This window comes from Micromonospora sp. C95, assembly GCF_018070465.1.
In the GTDB taxonomy this organism is placed as follows: domain Bacteria; phylum Actinomycetota; class Actinomycetes; order Mycobacteriales; family Micromonosporaceae; genus Micromonospora.
This window is the reverse complement of record NZ_JAGPXT010000007.1, coordinates 79257-96833: the sequence shown is the minus strand read 5'-3', so window position 1 is coordinate 96833 and position 17577 is coordinate 79257. Positions and strand designations below refer to the sequence as shown.

Sequence of the window (17577 nt, the reverse complement as noted above, 5' to 3'; positions counted from 1 at the left end):
GGGGGAACCCGGGAGGCTCAGGCGGTGTCACCGGGTCATGATGGCGAACACCACGATCTCGCGGCGTACCCTGCTGACCACCCTGGCCGGGGTCGGAGCCGCCACCCTGGTCGGCTGCGACCCGACCCCGGCCGCCGCCGACCCGCTACCGGACCCGCTGCTCGTCGACCTCGACGACGGCCTGACCGTGTTGCGGGGCACCGACCGGCAGTCGATCGGCCCCGGGGTGGCCACCGCCGACGGGCGGTTGGTGTGGACTGCCGTGGCCGACGGCGCCGACACCCTGCTGTGGCGCGTCGACGCGGGCCGCGGCAGCGCCTCCGAACGGGTACGGCTGCCGGGCCGGTGGGTGCCGCAGACCGCCGCCACCGACGGCACCCGGCTGGCGCTGACCACCGAACACCTCAGCGCCACCGGCGACCGTCCCGCCGGGCGCGACGAGACGCCGGTGCTGATCGTCGACACCGCGGGCGTGCGGCAACGGCTGCGGCTGCCGGGCAACGTCGTGCCGGAGGCGTTCACCCACGACCTGGCCGGACTGTTCGTGCTGGAATGGCTGCCGGCGGCCGCACCGGACCGCTACCGGGTACGCCTGGTCGACCTCGCCACGGGTGTCGCCGGGCCACTGCTCACCCGCGCCAAGACGCAGGTTCCGCCCGACGCGGAGGAGGAGATGCGCGGCGACGGACGGCAGGCGGTGCTGGCCCCGAACCGCACCGTGCTCTACACGCTCTACACCCACCAGCCCGACCACCAGCACACCCGGGACCGCATCAGCGGCCGGCCGGGGCGCGACGTACACGCCTTCGTGCACACGCTGCACCTGGACCAGCGGTGGGCGTACTGCGTGGACCTGCCGCACCCGTTCGGCGAGGGTGCCGCCGCCGGCCACACCCTGGCGATCACCCCGGACGGCGGCCGGCTCTACGTCGCCGACGTCGGCTCCGGCGCCGTCGCGGAGATCTCCACCGAGGAGCTGACCGTACGCCGCGTCGCCGCCCTCGCCACCGGTGGTGCTCCGGCGCACGCGGTGGCCTCCACCGAGCGGCTGTTCGTCGGTGCCGGTACCGCCGTGCGGGCCGTGGACCTGGCCAGCCTCGCCGTCACCGCCGAGCGGGCGACCGCCGACCCGGTCAGCGGTCTCCTGCTCAGCCCGGACGGCAGCCGCCTCTACCTGGGCCAGCGGGCGGCGGTGTGCTGGCAGGATCCGGTCACCGGCGGTGAACTCGGCCGCGCCGCGGTGCCCGGCCTGGTGGGCCTGCACGGTCCCGCCCGGCCGGCCTGACCGGCGACCAGCCCCGGTGCGGCCGGTCGTCATCGGCCCTAGTGGGCGTGGGCGGCGCTCAGGTCGGCGAGCAGGCCCTCGCAGCTGCGGGCCACGACCTGCGCGCCGCGCCGCTGCGGCAACGGGAGTCCGGGGTCCTCGGCCCGTTCCCGCCACCGCCAGTGCGCCTCGGCGGCGGTCTCCCACAGCCACGCCAGCGTCGCGTCGGGCGCGATGCCGAGCCGGGTCGCCAGCTCGTCACCGTCGCCGCCGACCAGCCGCCGGGCCTCGGCCGCCAGCTCGGTGTCGAGGCCGAGCCGACCGTCGCGCAGCGCCGCCAGCAGCCGCGATTCGGCGAACTCGTGCGCACCGGCGAGCAGCTGCTCAAGCGCGGCGAACAGGTCGGCCGTGGCCGGACCGGGTTCGTCCCGCAGCAGCGCCTCCACCGCGATCAGTGCCGACCGGGCCTTGAGCACGTGCCGGCGGTCGACGAGGAGGCGGTTGAGTGACTCGCGCAGCTCGCCGAGACCGCTGCGCCGGACCAGCTCGGCGGCCAGGGCCACCCGGTTGTCGCAGCCGGTGCGGACGAGGGTGGTCGCCAGGCGGATCCCGACCACACCGAGTCGCTCCAGCAGCGCGCTCCGGGCGGCCGCGTCCAACCCGGCCGGTGGCTCGCCGCGGGCGAACCGCTCGGCGGAGAGGAGGTACGGCTCAAGCTCGGCACGCGGCACCCGGGACAGGCTGGCCAGCGCGGCGAAATCACTCTCGCCGAGCACCCGACCGGCCAGGCCGAGCAGCCCGCTGCACGGCACCACCGTCACGCACAGCGCGTCCACGTGCGGGTCCCGTAGCGCCCGTCGGGCGAGCTGACGGGCACTGAGCAGCGCGTCGACCCGACCACCACCGGACTCGTCCACCCGGGACAGCACCATGATCGTGTGGACCGGTGCGGCCTGCCCGACGACGCCCTCTCGGGTCACCCCCAGGATCCGCAGGTCGGCGCCGCGGGCGTCGCGGGTCAGGTACAGCAGCGCATCGGCCTCCCGCAGCACCCGCGTCAGTACCGGATCGGCCGTCCGCTCGTCGCTCGCGCCGATCGCCGGGGTGTCCAGCAGGGTCACCTGCCGCAGCGAGCGGGCCGGCCACCGCACCACGATGTCGCGCAGTTCGCCGGCCCGCCAACCGGTGAGGTCGACCCGCATCCCGGTGCCGGATCGCTGCACCGCCAGTCGCTGCGGCGGATGACTTGTGGAGTACGCGGTGGCGTCCGGCTGCGGCCCGTCCTCGTACCAGGTGAAGGCGCTTCCGTCGACCGGGGCCACCTCCTCACCCATCAGGGCGTTGAGCAGCGTCGACTTTCCGCTGCGCCAGCCGCCGACGACGGCGACCCGCAGCGGCTGGTCGTAGCGGGCCAACTGGTGCCGCAGCGCCTCGGTGGCGCGGGGATTGTCGCGGTAGCCGTGCAGCGCCCGGTGCAGCAGGTCCCGGACCGCCGCGTCCAGCCGCGCGCCGGTCATGCCAGTGACGCCGGGCGGGCGGCGGTGACCTGCTGCGCCTGCTCGTAGAGCTGGGCCAGCCGGATCATCCGCTGCTGGATCTCGCGTTGCCGTCGCTCCCGGGCCGCCGCGTCGGTGTCGGCAGCCTCCTTGGCGCTGCGCAGCGACTCGATGATGGCGGTCTGCAACTCGTCGGTGAGCGCGGCGAAGTGGTCCCGCAGCACCCGCTGTGCCCGGCGGGCGGCGTCCCGGCTGTCCTTGCTGACCTGGATGAAGAAGTCGTCGACGTGCCGCTGCACCGCCGTCTTGACCGTGGCCTGTCGGCGGCGTAGCAGCTGTTTGCCCTCGTCACGGATGCTCTTGCCGCCGAACAGGGCGCCGGCGCCGATAGAGATCGGATTGATCATCGGCAGGCCGGCGAGCGTCAGCGCCAGGCCGAACATCAGCAGCCCACCGTAGGAGCCCTTCATGCCGGTGAACACCTTCTGGCCGACGGTGAACCGGTCGACGGTGGGACGCTCCAGCTCCGGCACCGGTGCGCCGTACTCCACCGAGGCGGCCAGCGGCCACGGCGGCAGCGACCCGTGCCCGTACCTGGCGAACGACTCGGCGACCCGGCGGGCGACCCAGTCGCACCGCTGGACCAGCCACCGCCGGTTCTCCGTGGCCGCCTCGACGAGGCTCTGCTCCAGCCACTGCGCGACGGCGTCCCACGCCACCAGCGGGTCGGCGGTCTCGAACGCCTCGTCGACCATCCGCAGGATCTGCCGGGTACGGTCGCGTAGGTCGTGCTCGATGTCGGAGATCAGATCGGCCATCTCGTCGGTCAACGTGTTCTGCCACCTGGTGGCGCACCGGCGCAGCTCGTCGACCTCGCGTTGCGCCGCGTGCAGCCGGGCCATCGGTGCGGACTCCTCGGCCGAGCGCTGGTCGGTCAGTTCCGCCCGCAGCGGCGCGGCGAGCTGTTCCACCACGGTGCGCGCGGTCAGCACCACGGCGGCCCGGGCCAGGGTGTCGGGCTTGGCGGCCAGGTGCCGCCGGAGCAGGGCGATCAGCGCCGGGAAGCCGGACTCCGCGTTGAGCGCGTGGTCGTCGGTGGCGGCGGCGTGCAGGCGCAGCGCGGCGGACACCGCGATCAACGGGACCGGCACCCCGGCGTCGGCCAGGTGCCGCCGGTTGCGGTCGGCCACGGCCCGCCAGTCCGGCACCAGGTCCGTCTTGGTCTGCACCACGGCAACGTTGGAGTGCGACCGGGTGAGGTGCAGCAGCATGTTCAGTTCGTTGACCGACAGGTCCCGAGTGGAGTCGGTGACCAGCAGCACGGTGTCCGCGCGGGCCAGGGCGGCGACCGGAGTGCCGGCACCCACGGCCGCGACGTCACCGCCGCCCGGCATGTCGACGAGCACCACGCCGGCGCCGAGCAGCGCGCGGGGCAGGCCGATCTCGATGTACGCGGGGCCACCGCCGGGCAGCCGGCCGGTGCTGCCACCAACTCCGGCGGCGATCTGGTCGGTCGGCACCGGTGTTCGTTGCGCGGCCGGCGGATCAGCAGCCGGTGGCGTTCCCGGTCTCGACAGCGGCGTCTGCACCACCGTCGCCGAGGCGACCTCGGCGTGCCGCAGCACCGTCGGCAGGACGGTGGTGGTCCCGTCACCGACCGGGCAGACCGGCGCGTTGACGATCGCGTTGACCAGCTGGCTCTTGCCCTGGTTCGGCTCGCCGACGACGAGCACGGTCAACGTCGGATCGAGCAGGTGGGCGCGCTTTAGGCGAACCGCCTGAAGCAGGTCGCCCCGACCGTGTTCCTGGCACGTGCGGGCGATGTCGTCGAGCGCGTCGAGCCAGATTCCCGCCATCACCGCACTAAGTGTGCTGAATTCGGCGCAATTATCAAGTGCGAAGCGGCGGGTGTCAGAGGAGACCGTCGGTGAGGCCCAGCACCCCACCGGTCGAGGTGGAGGCCTCGCCGTGGGTTGCCGTGTCCCCGCTCACCGAACCACTGACCCCGCCGTCCAGCAGCCCCGCCTTGCCGCCGGTAACGCCGCCGGTCACGCCGCCCAGCAGGCCGTCGACCTGCCCGGTCACACCGCCCACAGTGGAATCGAGGTCCAACGACGGCACCACGCCACCGGTGTCGCCGGTGAGGCCCAGCCCGCCGAGGGTGTCGTCGACACCGAGCGAACCGACCAGATCGCCGACCTGACTGGTGGTGCCGGGAAGCAGACCCGACGTGGTGTCCAGCAGCCCGGAACCGGTGCCGTGCACCGCCGACGCAGGGTCACCCACCGCACCGGTGACGTCACCGAGCGCCGGCTCCGTGACACGGTCGATCGGGGCCACGACGTCCGCGTCGAGGGTGTCGGCCACATCGTGCACGCCGGACAGGTCCACGCCGACCCCGGTGGGGTTCACGCCCACGCCGACTCCCGGGAAGACGCTCGCCCCCGCGGTCACCGTCGACGGGTCGACGGCGATCGTGCCGAGCACCCCGGCCTTGACGTCCACCCCGGAGTGGGAGCTGCCGACGCTGATCTGCTGGGCCACGGTCTGCAACTGGCTGATCGCGTCGGTGGCGTCACCGACGAGCGGGTCGAGACCGAGCTGCCCGGTCACCGGGGCGACCGGGGCCAGCCCCTGCACCGGGGCGTAGTCCACCACCAGCGGCACCACGTCCTGGACGTCGGCGGCGGTGATGTCACCGAGGCCGGCGGCCCGCAGCGCGCCCTCGGGGTCGAGGTCGAACGCCGACCGGGCGTCCGCGTCGGTCAGCAGGTTGAGCACGAAGTCGTGCAGGGTCTGGTCCATGTTGGGGGTTCACTCCTCGGCGAAACGTCAACGACCGGTGATCGCCGACGACGCTACGGGCGGTGCCCGGGACCGGGCATCGGGGACGATCCCGCAATCCGACCCGTTCGATTAGGGGCATCGGGACTCTCGTACGTTAGGGGGAGTGGGGGACCGGCGCCCGCCGAAGTTGGGGCTCCTGATGCCGGAGTGATCTCTGGTACGAACGTAGGAGCCCACGGGGTCCCCCGGGGCGGCCCGTATCGGCGGGCCTGTCCGGCCCGCCCCCACGGCCGACGCGGTCAAGGAAGAAAGCAGATGGCCTACGTGCTCGGGATCGACATCGGCAACACCAGCACCGTCGCCGCGGTCGCCCGCCACCGTGACGGGCACTGGAGCCACCCGGAGCCGGTCGCCCTGCACCCCGGGCCGGGTCCACTGCCGTCGACGCTGCTGCTGTCCGCAGACGGGACCTTCACCCTCGGCGACGGCGATGAGCCGGAACGTACCGCGCGGGGGTTGCTGAGCCGGGTCGGCGACGATGTGCCGCTGCTGCTCGCCGGCGAGCGGTACCGGCCGGAGACGCTCGTCGCGCTGCTCGCCGCGCACGTGGTCGACCAGGTTCACGGTGCCCGGGGCGCGCCGGCCGAGATGATCGTGCTCAGTCACCCCGCCTCCTGGGATCGGTACCGTCGTGACCTGCTGCACCACGCGCTGTGGGACTACGGCCTGGGTGCGGTGACACTGCTGCCCCGCACGGTCACCGTCGCGGAGGGACACGCCGCCCGGGGCTTCGCCGGTGGGACCGCCGCCGTGTACGCGCTCGGCGGCGGCACCTTCGAGACCGCACTGGTCCGGCGCAACGCCCGGGACCGGTACGAGACCGTCGGCGTTCCCGCGACGCTGGCCCGACTCGGCGGGGCCGACTTCGACGAGGCGCTCGCCGGGCACGCACGGGCCGTGCTCGCCCGGGATCTGGCCGCCGCCGGTCCCGGTGCCCGTGCCGCCCTGCGTCAGCTGCCGGCCGAGTGCGAACGGGCCAAGCGGGAGCTGACCGTCGGATCGCAGACCGACGTGGCGTTGGCCCTGCCCACCGGGCCCGTCCGGGTGCCGGTGACCAGGCTGGAGTTCGAGGAACTGATCCGGCCGGCCGTGCAGGCCACAGTGGAGCTGCTGGCACAGGCCGTCCGCGCCGCCGATCTGACCCCCGCGCAACTCGACGGCGTGCTGCTGGCCGGTGGTGCCAGCCGGGTGCCGCTGGTCGCCGAGCTGCTCGCCACCGCCGGATTTGCGGTGGAGACCGCACCCGACCCGCAGCACACCGCCGCGGCCGGCGCGGCCGCCGCCGGCACCCGGATCCTGTCCCCACGTCCCCTGCCGGTCGGCCCGCCACCACCGGCCGGCACCCCCGCCACCGTCGCAACCGCCTCCGTCGGGTCGATGGCGCGCACCAGCACCCCGCCACCGGCCGACGACCTGACGCCACCCGACGAGCCACCGCCCCGCCCGCCGATCCGCTACCCGCCCCTCGACCTGCCGAAGCGATCCCGCCGGAAGCTGGTACGCAGCCCGGGGCACGAAGGATGACCGCAATGATGCCGAGCGCCGTGGCGGACAGCCCGCTGGTCCTCGCCGCCGACGCGACCGACCTGCTCGACGCGATCACCGCGGAGCCGGCGGCACCGCTCGCCCTCGGGGTGACCGGACCGGGCGGCCACGGCCGTACCCGCTACCTTCAGGAGGTGGCCGCCCGGTACGCCCGGGCCGGCGTCACCGTGCACACGGAGGTGCCCGCCACCGACGACGGGTACGCCCCCGACACGGTGCTGCTGATCGACGACGCGCACCTGCTCGACGAGGCCCGGCTGCACACGCTGCGGCGACTGGTGGCCGACCGCCGCCACCGCATCGCGATCAGCTACCGACCGTGGCCCCGACCGGCGGCCCTGACCGAGCTGACCGACGCGCTGCGCCGCGAGGGACGCCAGCTCCTGCTCACCCCGTTCACCCGGGCACGCACCGCCGCGTACCTCGCCGCCGTGCCCCGCCTCGGTCGCCGCGCCGACCTGGTCGACTTCGTGCACACCCAGACCGGTGGGATGCCCCGGCACGTGGGATGGCTGGCCGACGGGCTGCGCGAGCAGGAGACGACCACCGGCGTACCGGGCGACCTGCCCCGCCAGGTGGTGCTGCACCTCGGCCCCGACCTGGAACAGCTCTCCGCCGACGTGCGGCGGCTGCTGATCGCGCTGGCCGCCGGCGTTCCGCTGCCTGCCGAGGCGCTGCGCCCGCTGCTGAACCGCGAACCGACGGAGATCGACGACCTGGTGGCCGAGGCGCGGGCGGCGGGCCTGCTCGGCGCCGACGGCCGCCCCACCCCGCTGGTGCGCCGGGCGGTGACCGTGCTGAGCCCGGCGGCCGACCGTACCGCCGTCTGGCACCTGCTCAGCGAGCTGGCGCTCAACCGGGGCGCGCCGGTGCTGCCGCTGGTGCGTTCGCTGCTGGCCGCCGGTGTCGCCGGTGACTGCCCGGCCGACACCCTGGAGGCGGCGGCGGAGGAGGCCCTCGGCGGCGAACCGGCGCTGGCGGCGCACCTGTTCGCCGCGGCCGGTGCCGCCGGTCGACCCACCGGCGTCCGGCAGGCGGTCGCCGCCGCCCTCGCCGGTGACCTCGACCTCGCGCTGCGGTTGGCCGACCGGCTGCTCACCACCGCACCGTCGGCCGGCCGGGCGGAGGCCGCGCTGGTCGCCGCCACCGCGCTGGCCCACCGTGGACAGTCCGACCGCAGCGTCGAGTTGTACCGCTGGTCCGGCGGGGTCAGCGCACACGCCTTCGCCACGGTCGGTGCCCTCGCCGCCGGCCGGCCGACCGACCACCCCGAACCAGTCGCGGACAGTCCGCCGACGTTGCCGGCCGGCGCCGCCCGGCTGATGGCCGACGGGGTACGCGAAAGCGTCCACGGCACCCCGTCGGCGGCCCTGTCCACCCTCGTGCAGGCGGCGGCCCTGCTGGAGCCGGACGGGCGGGCGGTGCTGCTGCCGGACAGTCCCGCCGCGCTGGCGGCGCTGACGGCCGTGCACTGCGGCGAACTGGACATCGCCGAACGGGTCCTGGACCGGGCCCTGGCCAGCGGCATCGGCGGGCCACTGCTGACCGGCCGGCACCGGCTGCTGCGCGCCTGGATCCTGATGACGCGGGGACGGGTCGCCGCCGCGAGCGAGCAACTCACGGAGGCGACCGCCGGTGTCGCACTCGAATCCCGCGACCTGCTCTTCACCGCCGGGCTGACCATGGGAATCGCCCGGCGCGCCAGCGACCTCGGCGCGTTGCAGCGCGGCTGGGTGCCCGCGCTGGAGGCGGTGGTCCGCCACCCGGTGGACCTGTTCACCCTGCTGCCGCTGGGCGAGCTGGCCATCGCCGGTGCCCGGCTGGGTGACCTGGGCCGCCTCCAGCCCTACCTGCGGGCGGCCCACGAGCTGCTCGGCCGGCTGGCCGACCCGCCCCTGTGGGGTACCCCGCTGCACTGGAGCGGACTGCACGCGGCGATCCTCACCGACGATCCGGCCGCCGCCGACGGGCACGTGACCGCACTTGTCGCCGCCGCCGGCCACAGCCGGTACGCCGCCGTGGTGGCCGCCGCGGCCGAGTGCTGGCTGGAGGTGTTGCGCGGCACCGTCGACCCGGCCCGGGTCGAGGCCGCCGCCCGGGGCCTGCACGACACCGGCCTGTGCTGGGACGGCGCCCGGCTGGCCGGCCAGGCCGCCATCCGTACCGCGGACCGGCGGGCGATGACGGCGTTGCTGGACTGCGCCCGGGCGCTTCAGGGCCGGTCCGCCGCCGAGGACCGCAAGCCGGCGACCGGTACCGTCTCGCACCGGCTCAGCGACCGGGAGCGGGAGGTGGCCGAACTGGTGGTCGCCGGTCTCACCTACCGGGAGATCGGGGACCGGTTGTTCATCTCGGCCAAGACTGTGGAGCATCACGTGGCCCGGATGCGTTCGCGGCTCGACTGCGCCAACCGCACCGACCTGTTGGCCATGCTTCGAACCATCCTGGCCGAACCGTCGTACACCACGAACGGACAGCCGTGGCCCCGACGGGCCGTGACCTGAGCCTCGGACCGGCCCGCATCACCGGTTCCGTAAACGAGAGGACCTGCCATGACTTCTGCGGTGGCCACCGCCGACAACCTCGGCCGCGCGCTCGACAACATCGTCGACCGCGTGCCGGGTGCCCAGTTCGCGGTGGTGCTCTCCCCGGACGGGCTCCTGCTGGGCGCCTCCCGGGGCATCGACGACGAACTCGCCAGCCAGCTGTCCAGCATGGTCTGCGGGCTTCAGGCACTGGGCCTGGCCGCCGCACGGGTCTGCGGTGACGGCGAGCTGCACCAGGTGGTGGTGCAGATGTCCCGGGCGTTCCTGTTCCACGCCACCACCGGCAACGGGGCCGTCCTCGCCGTCGGCATCGACGGCGAGGCGGAGGTCGGCGACATGGCGTACGAGGTGGCCATGTTCGTCGCGCAGGCAGGTGACCACCTTCCGGTGTACCTGGAACCGGTGGGCGAGCGCGTCGCGCTGCACTGACCTGCGGCGATGGCCGCTTCGGGTGACGGTGTGTCGAGCCTCGCCACCCGCCGCCGGGTGATCGGATCGGACCAGGACGATCGGGCGCGGCCGGGGGCGGGTGGGCCAGGCTGGATCTCGAAAGGAGGTCTCATGATCTCGGCACTCAACCGGCTCGTCGATCTCGTCGAGGAGCACCTCACCGAGGAACTCGACGTTCCCGGGGCGGCTCGGGCGCTCGGCACGACCGAGTACCACCTGCGCCGGATGTTCTCGTCACTTGCCGGTATGCCGCTGTCGGAGTACGTACGCCGGCGGCGGATGACCGTCGCCGCCGCGGACGTCGTTCGCGGCGAGGACGACCTGCTCGGCATCGCGGTGCGGTACGGGTACGGCTCCACGGAGGCGTTCGGCCGTGCGTTCCGGGCCGTGCACGGCGTCGGCCCGGGTGACGTACGCCGTGACGGAGGCCCCCTGCGTACCCAGCCACAGCTCAGGTTCCGCCTGACCGTCGAAGGGAGCATCCCCGTGGACACCCGCATCGTCGACCGTCCCGCGTTCCGGCTCATCGGACACGCCGCCCGGGTTCCGCTCATCCACCACGGTGTCAACCCGCACATCCAGCGGCACGTCACCGCCCTGCCGGCCGAGGAACACCAGCGGCTCAAGGAACTCAGTGACACCGAGCCGGCCGGTCTGCTCCAGGTCACCGACGGCGTCGACCCCGACGCCGTGGAGGGCACCGAGCTGACCTACCTGCACGGGGTCGCCGTCGCCGGGGAGACCACGGTCCCCGACGACCTGGACAGCGTCGCGGCGCCGGCCGGCACGTGGGCGGTCTTCCGGACCGCCGGAGCGTACCCGCAGCAGTTGCAACAGACCTGGGCCGCGACCGCGTCCGAATGGTTCCCGTCGAACCCGTGGCGGCTGCGGCCGGGCCCGTCGATCGTCGCGATCCTCGATCGCGCGGCCGACTTCAGCACCGCCACGTGCGAGCTGTGGCTGCCCGTCGAACCGGCCTGACGGGGATAGGTCCAGCGGCCGGTGGCCCGCCCGGCCGGCGGGCCGCCGGCCACCGGCCACCGGCACTTCCGGAAGTATCTTGACGCCTTTGGTGGGAACGTTACGATCTGCGCAATGACCGCCCCCGCCCCGACCGACGTCCACCCGGCCTGGTTGCCGCCCGAGGCGTTCCGCGCGATCGGCTCCCGGCACTGCGTCGTCCTCGGCAGCGGAGTGCTCGTCGACACGGTCGTCACCGAGATCGAGCAGGCCTGCGCCGAGCACGGCGGCACCGTCCGGCGTGCGGCGGACGGGCCGCCGCCGGGCCTGGTGCTCGCCCTGGTCCCGGCCGTCGGCGACGGCGGCCCAGCCGAACTCGACGCCGCCCTGGCCGACCTGGAAACGGCAGCCGGTGGGCCGCTCGGCGCGGAGGGCTACGCCCTGGCCCGCCACGGCGAGGTCACGGTGCTGCTCGCCGACCAGCCGGCCGGGCTGCTCTACGGGCTGTTCCACCTGACCCGCCTCGGCGAGTCGGCGTTCGGCGCACCGCACGAGGCGCAGCCGCACCGTCCCGCGATGCGCCGCCGCATGCTCGACCACTGGGACAACGTCGACGTGCACCCGGTGATGGGGCAGGTCGAACGCGGCTACGCCGGTGGGTCGATCTTCTGGCGGGCCGGCCACCCCCGCCGCGACCGGGCCCGGGTGCGGGCGTACGCGCGACTGCTGGCCGCCTGTGGGATCAACGCGGTGGCGGTGAACAACGTCAACGTCCACGCCACCGAGGCGCGGCTGCTCACCGAGCGGCTCGACGACGTCGCCGAGATAGCCGACGAGTTCCGCCCGTACGGCATCCGGGTGCACCTGTCGGTCACCTTCGCCGCGCCCGTCGTCCTCGCCGGCCTGCCCACCGCGGATCCGCTCGACGAGGCGGTGCGGGCCTGGTGGGCCGAGACCACCGAGGCGGTGTACGCCCGCATCCCCGACTTCGGTGGCTACGTGGTCAAGGCCGACTCGGAGGGACAACCGGGTCCGTTCAGCTACGGTCGCGACCACGCCGACGGAGCGAACCTGCTCGCCGAGGCGCTGGCCCCGTACGGCGGGGTGGTGCACTGGCGGGCCTTCGTCTACAACCACCGGCAGGACTGGCGGGACCGCTCCACCGACCGGGCCCGGGCCGCCTTCGACCACTTCGCCCCGCTCGACGGCCGCTTCCGGGACAACGTCATCGTCCAGGTCAAGCACGGCCCGATGGACTTCCAGACCCGGGAGCCCGTCTCCCCGGTAATCACCGCGATGCCCACCACCCGGATGGCGGTGGAGTTCCAGGTCACCCAGGAGTACACCGGCCAACAGCGACACGTGTGCTACCTCGCCCCCTGGTGGAGCGAGGCGCTCCGGTTCGGCTGGGGCGACGACGGACGTACCGTTGCCGGTGTGGCCGCCGACGGCGGCGGCCTGGTCGCCGTGTCCAACGTGGGCGACGACCCGTTCTGGACCGGACATCCGCTGGCCCAGGCCAACCTGTACGCCTTCGGCCGGCTGGCCTGGGATCCACGGCTGCGACCGGCGGAGGTGCTCGACGAGTGGATCGAGCTGACCTTCCACCCGGGCACCAGCGCCGACCCGGACCTGCTCCGCCGCACCCTGCACGAGATCATGGACGACTCGTGGCGTACCTACGAGCGCTACACCGCCCCACTGGGCGTGGGGTTCATGGTGCGACCGGGTCTGCACTACGGCCCCGACGTCGACGGATACGAGTACAGCCGGTGGGGCACGTACCATTTCGCCGATCGCGACGGGGTGGGCGTGGACCGCACCCGGGCCACCGGCACCGGCTTCACCGGCCAGTACCCCCGGCCGTGGTCCCGGGTGTACGAATCCCCGGAGACCTGCCCCGACGAACTGTTGCTCTTCTTCCACCACGTGCCGTACGAGCACGTGCTGCACAGCGGTCGCACCGTCATCCAGCACATCTACGACACCCACTTCGCCGGGGTGGCCGAGGTGGAGGCGGCCTGCCTGCGGTGGAAGTCGCTGGCCGGGTTGGTGGACGCGGCGGTGCACGCCCGGGTGACCGAACGGCTCGACGAGCAGCTGCGCTGCGCGCGAGAGTGGCGCGACCAGATCAACGCCTACTTCCACCGCAAGTCGGGGGTACCCGACGCGCACGGCCGGCCGCTGCACTGAGCCAGCCTGCGGTGCCGGCCCGACCGCCTCAGGGTGCCTCGGCGCGGTAGCAGGCGAAGCGGCCGAACCACGCCTTACCGCCGCCGTTTCTCGCCACACCGGTCAGGCCGGCGTCGACGAGCGCGGCCAGCACCCGCTCGGGAAGGCTGGCGGCCACCCGGGCGTTGCGGTGCGCCGCCCCGCCGCCCCGCCCGGACGGCGTGCCGTCGATGTCGAGCACGTGCAGCTCACCGCCGCGCCGCAGCACCCGCCCGGCCTCCCGGAGCGCCCGGGCGCGCTCGTTGTCGTCCAAATGGTGCAGCATGAACGCGGACAGCACCCGGTCGACGCTGTCGTCGGGCAGCGGCAACGCGCCGGCGAACGCCTGCTCGTACCGGATCGGCAGCCGGTGCCGGGCCGCCTTGCGGCGGGCACGGCGCAGCGCGGCCGGGTCCGGGTCGATGCCCAGCGCGTCGATGTCCCGCAGGCGACGCCCGAGCGCGGTCAGCAGGTTGCCGGTACCGCAGCCGATCTCCAGGATGCGCTGGCCGGACCGGAGGTTCGCCCGGTCCATCAGCTGTCCGTGGATGCGCCCGATGCCGGCGAGGCGGGAGAACGGGTCGTAGAGCGGAAGCAGCCAGTGCTTACCCATGCCGGGCAGGTACTGCTGCGGGGCGGTGTGGTGGGACGGTCCGGTCATGTGACGCTCCGATATCAGACGAAGTTCGGTCGTACTCTCAGCGTCATGGAGCGCGACACCGTGGACAATGGCGTAACTGTGGACTGGATGCGACAAAGTTCGGTTCCGGCGTCCCGCGCCGTCGGGGTGACCGGGCAGGGCGTGCCGGTCATCGGGTTCGATCGGGTGGCCGGCCTCGCCCCGGTGGCCGTGGCCCGCGTCGCGCCGGGCCTGCCGGTCGCGGACCCGGCCCCCGCAGGTGCCCACACCCACGACTTCCTGGTGCTGTTCTACGCGCATCGCGCCGACGGCCGGCTGGTGATCGACAGCCGCAGGTGGACGGTGACCGACGGGGACCTGTTCGTCATCGCACCGGGGCAGGTCATCTCCTTCCGCGACCCGGTCGAGACCACGGTCGTCGACGGATGGGCGGTGTGGTTCCCGACCGACGTGATCCGGCCCGGAAGGTCGGGCGCGTACTCGTCGTGGCGGTCACACCCGCTGCTCCTCCCGTTCGCCCACGGCACCGACCGGGCCCAGCGGCTGCGCGTCCCACCGCCCGACCGAGCGGGCTGGGTGGAGCGCTTCGTCTTGCTCGACACCGAGTTGCGCGCCCGGCGCGACGGCCATCAGGAGGCCGCCCTCGCCCACCTGACCCTGCTGCTGGTGGCCGTGGCCCGGTTGCCCACCGACGTCGCCGACCAGCTGCGGTCGGCAGAGGAGCCGCTGCTCGCGGCCGTCTTCGACGTCGTCGAGCGGCGTTACCAGGAGCCCATCTCACTCGCCGACGTCGCCGCCGAACTGGCCCTCACCGCCGGGCACCTCACCACCGTGGTACGCCGCCGGACCGGCCGGACCGTGCAGCAGTGGCTGGCGCAGCGCCGCATGCAGCAGGCCCGCCTGCTGCTCACCGACACCGACCTGACCGTGGCGACGATAAGTCGCCGGATCGGCTACTCCGACGTCAGCTACTTCATCAAACGCTTCCGCGCCGAACACGGAGTAACCCCGTCCCAGTGGCGCCACGCCACTGCGGGCACCTCCTGATCGGCCGCCGGCACGCGCTGTTCTGTCGGTCCCGGCGGGTAGCGTGCGGAGGCGTCCGCGACGAAGGAGCAGAGATGATCGACAGTGCCGGCAGCCCGGATCTCGAACCCGCAGCCCGCGCGTTGCAGGCGCTGCTCCCCGGGGTCACCGACGACCAGCTCTCCGGTCCCACTCCGTGTGCCGGCTGGACGGTCGGCGACCTGCTCGACCACATCATGGGGCTGACGCTCGCGTTCCGGACGGCTGCCGAGAAGGGACCGGATCCCGCACCGAACGGTCCGGGCGAGCCCGCGGCCGACCAGCTCGACCCGCAGTGGCGCAAGCTACTGCCGGGGCAGCTCGACGAGTTGGTTGCCGCCTGGCGCGAGCCGGCGGCCTGGACGGGCGAGACCGCGGTCGGCGGGGTACGGCTGCCGGCCGAGATCATGGGCGTCGTCGCGCTCGACGAACTGGTCGTGCACGGGTGGGATCTCGCCCGCGCGACCGGCCAGCCGTACGACCTCGACGACCGGACCCTGGAGGCGGTCCACCGCCTGGTGTCCCAACAGGCCAGCAGTGACGGCACCCCCGGCCTGTTCGGGCCGTCGATCGCCCAGCCCGCCGAGGCTCCGCTGCTCGACCGGGTCCTCGGTCTCACCGGCCGCGACCGTGACTGGACGCCCCCGGTGACCGAAGCCCGGTAGCACTCCGGGGATCGTCGTGGTGCCTGAGCGCGGGTCGTCGCGTGGCCGTCATGTCGCGGTGAGAGCCTGCGCGGCCTCGAAGAGTTCGCCCTCCCGCTGTGGATCGTAGGATGCGTCCGAGGAACGCTCGGCCTGCCCGAGGTTCACATAGGATCCGCTCGGTGCCACGGCCGGACCGGTCGCCACCTGCGCCAGGTGACGGCCGGCGGTGCGGGGGCTCACCGACAACGGGGTGAGGGTGAGCAGCGGCAGCACCCGGGCCGCCGTGAACCGTACGATCGGACCCGCGTCGCGGGTCAGTCCGGTACCCGGAACGAAGCCCGGATTCCAGCTGTACACCTCGGTGTTGTCCAGTCGCCGCGCCCACTCGTGCACGAGATAGATGACGGCGAGCTTGCTCGTCGAGTAGGCGGTCCGCCCGGCTACCGAGGTGTGCGGCCCGTCGGGACGGGCCAGTTCCGCCGGCGGCCGCCACACCGGCGCGGGCGCGAGCCCCAGGTTGTGCCGGAAGTCCCCGAAGTGGGTGTCCGAGGCCGTGATCACCGCTCGCCGTAGCTGGTCGCCGAGCAGTCGCAGCAGGAGGTGGTTGGCGAGCACGTTGACGGCGAACGTCACCTCGTACCCGTCGGCGCTGCACCGGGCACCGCTGGTCACCTGTAGCCCCGCGTTGCCGACGAACGACGTCACCCGGGCCCGCCGCATCACGTGGTCCGCCGCGGCGCGTACCGAGTCCAGGGAAGCCAGGTCGGTGCGTACGCCGTACACCTGTTGGTTTCCGCTCCTGTCGCGCAGGGACTCGGCCAGTCCGCCGGTGCGGTCGGTCACGAACATCCGCAGCCCTGGGTTCGCGGCGAGCATCGCAACCGCCGCGTGCCACCCGATTCCCCGGCTGGCGCCGGTCATCAGCATCGTCTCGGTCATGCCTCGACCGTGGCCGCAGCGGCGGCGCGTAGCCAGCACCCGGTGCGACGGTAGGACCAGCAGTACCAGGCCGGGCCTCGGTCGGTCGTGATACTGGTGAGGTGACAAGTGCGTTCGGTGCCGCCGTCCGGGCCTGGCGGGACCGGCTTTCCGCCGCTGACACCGGCCTGCCCACCACGGCCCGCCGCCGGGCGGCCGGTCTGCGTCGCGAGGAGTTGGCATCCCTCGCCGGCCTGTCGGTCGACTACGTGATCCGCCTGGAGCAGGGTCGCGCCCGCAACCCGTCCGCGCAGGTCGTCGCGGCTCTGGCCCGGGCCCTGCAACTCGACAACGCCGAACGGGACCACCTGTACCGCACCGCGGGTCTCCTGCCGCCCGCCGCGGGTGACGTGAGCACCCACATCCCGCCGGGCGTGGCCCGCATCGCCGCCCGCCTGGGCGACGTCCCGCTGGCCGTGTTCTCGGCCGACTGGACGCTGCTCACCTGGACCCCGCTGTGGGCGGCCCTGTTCGGCGACCCGGCCGTCATCGCCCCGGAGGAGCGCAACCTCCTGCGTGTCCTGTTCCTGCCGGGCGCGTCGCTCGCCTGGCCGCGCGTCGCCCCCGACGGTGCCTCCGCTGCCCTGCCGGCCGCCCTCGTCGCCGACCTGCGCACCACGGCCGCCGCCCATCCGCATGACCGCCGGCTGGCGGCACTTGTCGCCGCGCTGCGCTCCGCCAGTCCGGAGTTCGCCGCCCTCTGGGACTCCGGGGCGGTCGCCGCGCACGAGAGCGAACGCAAGACGGTCGCGCACCCGGCCGTCGGCCCGGTGACCCTGGACTGTGACGTGCTGACCGCACACGGTTCCGACCTGCGCATCGTGGTGTACACGGCGCCCGCCGGCTCCCCGGATGCCGACAAGTTGGACCTGCTGCGCGTCACGGGAGTAACCGCGATCACCGACTGAGGCGCTGCACTCCGCCGCCG

The 17577-nt window shown here is 73.8% G+C and carries 14 protein-coding genes; 9 read left to right on the top strand and 5 right to left on the bottom strand.

The annotated features are described in order from the left end of the window. The first annotated feature begins 37 nt into the window (after window positions 1-37). Entirely contained in the window at window positions 38-1285 is a 1248-nt protein-coding gene (locus tag KBX00_RS11000; protein ID WP_301547711.1) for a YncE family protein, read from the top strand. A gap of 38 nt (window positions 1286-1323) precedes the next feature. Here KBX00_RS11000 and KBX00_RS10995 read toward each other — a convergent pair whose 3' ends face one another. The 3 genes from KBX00_RS10995 to KBX00_RS10985 are packed head-to-tail and all read right to left on the bottom strand — an operon-like array spanning window position 1324 to window position 5565. Then, entirely contained in the window at window positions 1324-2781 is a 1458-nt protein-coding gene (locus tag KBX00_RS10995) for a hypothetical protein (protein ID WP_210825899.1), read from the bottom strand. Further along, window positions 2778-4616, bottom strand: a complete 1839-nt coding sequence (locus tag KBX00_RS10990) for a dynamin family protein (protein WP_210825897.1) — start codon at window positions 4614-4616, stop codon at window positions 2778-2780. Before KBX00_RS10990 ends, KBX00_RS10995 begins: the two co-directional genes overlap by 4 nt. Window positions 4617-4671: 55 nt before the next feature. Further along, complete coding sequence (locus KBX00_RS10985; protein WP_210825895.1) at window positions 4672-5565, bottom strand: IniB N-terminal domain-containing protein; 894 nt, start codon at window positions 5563-5565, stop codon at window positions 4672-4674. Window positions 5566-5862: 297 nt separating this feature from the next. Between KBX00_RS10985 and KBX00_RS10980 the strand changes: the two genes are divergently transcribed. From KBX00_RS10980 to KBX00_RS10960, 5 genes are all read left to right on the top strand, one after another. Beyond that, window positions 5863-7131 (top strand): Hsp70 family protein, encoded by a 1269-nt coding sequence (locus KBX00_RS10980; RefSeq protein ID WP_210825893.1) that lies wholly within the window; start codon window positions 5863-5865, stop codon window positions 7129-7131. Between the two features lie 5 nt (window positions 7132-7136). Continuing rightward, window positions 7137-9656, top strand: coding sequence for a helix-turn-helix transcriptional regulator (locus KBX00_RS10975; protein WP_210825891.1), 2520 nt, complete (start codon window positions 7137-7139; stop codon window positions 9654-9656). A 48-nt stretch (window positions 9657-9704) separates the two neighbouring features. Beyond that, complete coding sequence (locus KBX00_RS10970) at window positions 9705-10127, top strand: roadblock/LC7 domain-containing protein (RefSeq protein ID WP_210825889.1); 423 nt, start codon at window positions 9705-9707, stop codon at window positions 10125-10127. 132 nt (window positions 10128-10259) lie between these two features. Then, a complete protein-coding gene (locus KBX00_RS10965) occupies window positions 10260-11129 on the top strand; it encodes an AraC family transcriptional regulator (protein WP_210825887.1) in 870 nt (289 codons plus the stop codon). 114 nt (window positions 11130-11243) lie between these two features. Continuing rightward, window positions 11244-13301 carry an alpha-glucuronidase gene (locus KBX00_RS10960; protein WP_210825885.1) on the top strand — a complete coding sequence of 686 codons (2058 nt, stop codon included), beginning with the start codon at window positions 11244-11246 and terminating at the stop codon, window positions 13299-13301. Between the two features lie 28 nt (window positions 13302-13329). Here the strand turns inward: KBX00_RS10960 and KBX00_RS10955 are convergent, their stop codons facing one another. Then, window positions 13330-13980, bottom strand: coding sequence for a class I SAM-dependent methyltransferase (locus KBX00_RS10955; protein ID WP_210825883.1), 651 nt, complete (start codon window positions 13978-13980; stop codon window positions 13330-13332). A 141-nt stretch (window positions 13981-14121) separates the two neighbouring features. Between KBX00_RS10955 and KBX00_RS10950 the strand changes: the two genes are divergently transcribed. Both KBX00_RS10950 and KBX00_RS10945 read left to right on the top strand, forming a co-directional pair. Further along, the gene (locus tag KBX00_RS10950) at window positions 14122-15006 is read left to right on the top strand and encodes an AraC family transcriptional regulator (protein WP_210826141.1); all 885 of its coding nucleotides are present in this window, start codon (window positions 14122-14124) and stop codon (window positions 15004-15006) included. Window positions 15007-15080: 74 nt separating this feature from the next. Continuing rightward, window positions 15081-15689: a TIGR03086 family metal-binding protein gene (locus KBX00_RS10945; protein ID WP_210825881.1), complete on the top strand. Its 609-nt coding sequence runs from the start codon at window positions 15081-15083 to the stop codon at window positions 15687-15689. A 48-nt stretch (window positions 15690-15737) separates the two neighbouring features. On the opposite strand, the gene KBX00_RS10940 is transcribed toward KBX00_RS10945, so the two are convergent. After that, window positions 15738-16610 carry an SDR family NAD(P)-dependent oxidoreductase gene (locus tag KBX00_RS10940; protein WP_210825879.1) on the bottom strand — a complete coding sequence of 291 codons (873 nt, stop codon included), beginning with the start codon at window positions 16608-16610 and terminating at the stop codon, window positions 15738-15740. Between the two features lie 101 nt (window positions 16611-16711). Here KBX00_RS10940 and KBX00_RS10935 point away from each other — a divergent pair, with 101 nt between their 5' ends. Beyond that, window positions 16712-17557, top strand: coding sequence for a helix-turn-helix domain-containing protein (locus KBX00_RS10935; RefSeq protein ID WP_210825877.1), 846 nt, complete (start codon window positions 16712-16714; stop codon window positions 17555-17557). Window positions 17558-17577: the final 20 nt, after the last annotated feature.